The organism is Methylophilus sp. 'Pure River', from assembly GCF_046765995.1.
In the GTDB taxonomy this organism is placed as follows: domain Bacteria; phylum Pseudomonadota; class Gammaproteobacteria; order Burkholderiales; family Methylophilaceae; genus Methylophilus.
Genome location: NZ_JBKOUE010000016.1, coordinates 1 through 3,212, shown reverse-complemented (window position 1 = coordinate 3,212; position 3,212 = coordinate 1). Strand labels below are relative to the sequence as shown.

Sequence of the window (3,212 nt, the reverse complement as noted above, 5' to 3'; positions counted from 1 at the left end):
AGTGCCGCCAAAGAGATCAAAGAACTGATCACTGACTCTGTGAATAAAACCACAGAAGGCACCAAGCTGGTAGAGAACGCTGGTAACACCATGGACGAAGTTGTTTCTTCAGTACAACGTGTGGCAGACATCATCAGTGAAATCTCTGCTGCTTCTACAGAGCAGACCACGGGTATTGACCAGGTGAACCAGGCGGTGACCAGCATGGACGAAACCACGCAACAGAACGCGGCCTTAGTGGAAGAGGCTGCAGCTGCGGCTGAATCCCTGGTCGACCAGGCCAACCAGCTGACTGCAGCGATCAGCCAGTTTAAGCTTGATGGGCACAGTGCTGGTGGCCACGCAAGAAGTAGCGCCCAGCATTATCAGGCACCGTCCAAAACAGTCACGAGCTTTTCCGGTGCACATGGAGGAGCCGTCGCAAAAAAGTTCTCTTTGGATGACGCGGGCAAGGCGCATGACCAATGGAAGGCGCGCCTGGTCGATTATATGAACGGGCGGCATAAAGAGCCTATCAATCATGCCGATGCCGCCAGTGACCATAAATGCGATCTGGGTAAATGGATATACGGCGAGGGCAAGCAACATAGCCATCGCAAGGAGTACAGGGACCTGAAAGATGCGCATGCACATTTCCACCAGAGTGTCGGTGAGATTGTAGAGTCGGTCGCTGCCAGGAATCTTGATAAAGCCAAGTTTTTGTTAGGCGGTGATTTCTCCAGGCGGTCGAAAGAGACGCATGTCGCGATTGATCACTTGTCCAGGGTCATTTCTGGAGGCGGTGGTAGCGCCCCGCCCGTGAGCAGGCCCGCCATGACCAGTACCAGTACCTTTAAGAAAACAGGGACAGATGATGGTGATTGGGAAGAGTTTTAGCCTTCATTGAATGAAAAAAGCCGACTGATAAACAGTCGGCTTTTTTATTGTAACTAAAGTGTTAAAACGCCTTTTTGCAGCTAAAGAAACGTCTGAAAGCGTCGTAAAAGTAACTAAGTGGTAAAGAATAACCACTGTTATTCCCTGTTAAATTGTATGGAGACTTTATGAAAAAAACTTTGAACACAGCCCTGACCATCGTTGCATTATCCGCGTTCTCGGCCCCAATTTTCGCCGCTGAAGTGTGTACTGTTTCGATGATGGGTCGCGTTTGTTATGAAGAGGGTAGCGCTGAACTGACTTCTTCACACATGAAAGGCGACGCAGTTGCAGAGGCCGGTGCTGCCAAGAAAAAAGTAGAAGTTGCCGACGCTTCAAAAGCGAAGAAATAATCGACTTTTTTCTGTCAGAGAATCCCCCTGTTGCAGGGGGATTTTTTATGACTTTTCATACTGGATACTCGGCAGGACAGGTGAAAACTTGAGCGAAAACAGAGAGGCGAAAAGCGTTTTTATTGCAGTTTAGTTTGCCAAATTGTTAACCGAAAATATAAGAAAGCCAAAAAGGTTATAGAGATTAAAAATGGATTTAGGAGTCTAGATTATGAGTGTTGCTAAGAGAATGTACATTCTGATTGCCGTCGCAGCTTTGGGGTTGTTCCTGCTGGCGGGAGTGAGTTATTTCCAAACAGATCGAGTGTTTAAATACACCAATTACGCCAATGAAATGGCTGCGCCGAGTATCGAGATATTGGATGATACATTGGGCGAATTTGAAAAATTGAATAGCCTGATTTGGCAGCATATGCTGAATACAGACAATTCAAAAATGCAGGTCATCGAAAAAGAAGTGGCTGAAACCCATGGCAAACTGATGGCCGCATTAAAGCGCTATGATAACTTTATCAGTGATGCGCAAGATAAACAGTTACTGCAAAAAGACTATGATGCGATCAAAGCTTATGATGTCCTGGGTAGCAATACCTTGACCTTGTCTCTTTCTAACAAGAAAACAGAGGCTAGGGATGCGTTGCTGGCGAACCAAGCGGTGATTGAAGGTGTGCAAAAAGCCATTCGCGAACATAGACTGTTTAACAATACACAAGCCAAAGACAGTGCCAAACAGGCGGCAGCGGTGAAACAAACGGCCATCTTTATGTTGATTGCAATTGCTATTGCTGCGTTAGCCGTAGTGGTTTCGATTGGTATCTATATCAAGCGCAATATGTTCAAGCAATTGGGCATGGAGCCTTCTGAGTTAACGGTGATTGCCCGCAACTTCGTTGAAGGCAATTTGAACCAGAAAATTACCTTGCCTGAAGATGACAAGTCCAGCGTGGCTTATTCTATCCGTGTATTGCAACGCACACTGGATGGTCTGGTACAGTCTCTGAACTATGTCAGCCAACAGCATGATGAAGGCGATATTGACTGTAACGTTGACCAAACGCGCTTTAAAGGTGGTTACTCTGAAATGGCCGCAGGCATCAATAAAATGGTGGCTGGCCACATTGCGATGAACCGCAGTGCGATTGAAGTGGTAAAAGCCTTTGGTGAAGGTAACCTGGATGTGCCGCTGGAGCAGTTCCCAGGCAAGAAAGCCTTTGTGAATGAGGCGATTGAGCAAGTGCGTAGCAACATCAAACGCCTGGTAAACGATGCCGATCAACTGGCACACGCTGCGGTGGAAGGTAATTTGTCTACCCGTGCCGATGCCAGCAAGCATCAGGGTGACTTCCGCGCGATTGTGGAAGGTATGAACAGCACGCTGGATGCCGTGGTAAAACCTTTGAATGTGACTTCAAACTACCTGGATAACATTGCCAAAGGCGTGATTCCAGCCAGTATTCAAGAGCAATATCAAGGTGATTACAGCCTGATCATCAACAACCTCAATACTTGTATTGCGGCGGTGAATGCACTGGTGGCCGATGCCAATAAACTGGCACAAGCTGCGCAGGATGGTCAGTTGTCTACCCGTGCAGATACCCATCAGCATAATGGTGACTTCCGTAAGGTGATTGAAGGCCTGAATGGCACGCTGGATGCAGTGGTCAAACCACTGACAGTGACTTCAGAATATCTGGACGATATTGCCAAAGGCCATATTCCAGCCACGATTTCTGAGCATTATCCAGGCGATTACAGCCAGATTATTACCAACCTGAATACCAGCATTGAGGCCGTGAATGCCTTGGTGGCTGACACCAGCATGCTGGCAGAAGCGTCTAAAGAAGGCCGCATTACCGTGCGTGCCGACGTGGATAAACACAACGGTGACTTCCGCAAGATTATCGAAGGTGTGAACAACACGCTGGATTTGATTGTAGAGCCGAT

Annotated in this window: 3 protein-coding genes; all 3 read left to right on the top strand. The window is 47.6% G+C overall.

The window, feature by feature from the left end; genetic code table 11:
- A partial coding sequence (locus tag ACIDE9_RS14135; RefSeq protein ID WP_411995300.1) for a CZB domain-containing protein occupies positions 1-876 on the top strand: 876 nt, incomplete at its 5' end.
- Positions 877-1,043: 167 nt separating this feature from the next.
- The gene (locus tag ACIDE9_RS14130; RefSeq protein ID WP_019882307.1) at positions 1,044-1,268 is read left to right on the top strand and encodes a hypothetical protein; all 225 of its coding nucleotides are present in this window, start codon (positions 1,044-1,046) and stop codon (positions 1,266-1,268) included.
- A 229-nt stretch (positions 1,269-1,497) separates the two neighbouring features.
- Positions 1,498-3,212 (top strand): MCP four helix bundle domain-containing protein (locus ACIDE9_RS14125; protein WP_411995301.1); only part of this gene is annotated, 1,715 nt, incomplete at its 3' end.

Excerpts from the sequence above, each read along its gene's own strand:
- ACIDE9_RS14130 (WP_019882307.1), top strand. The coding sequence starts at position 1,044 with ATGAAAAAAACTTTGAACACAGCCCTGACCATCGTTGCATTATCCGCG.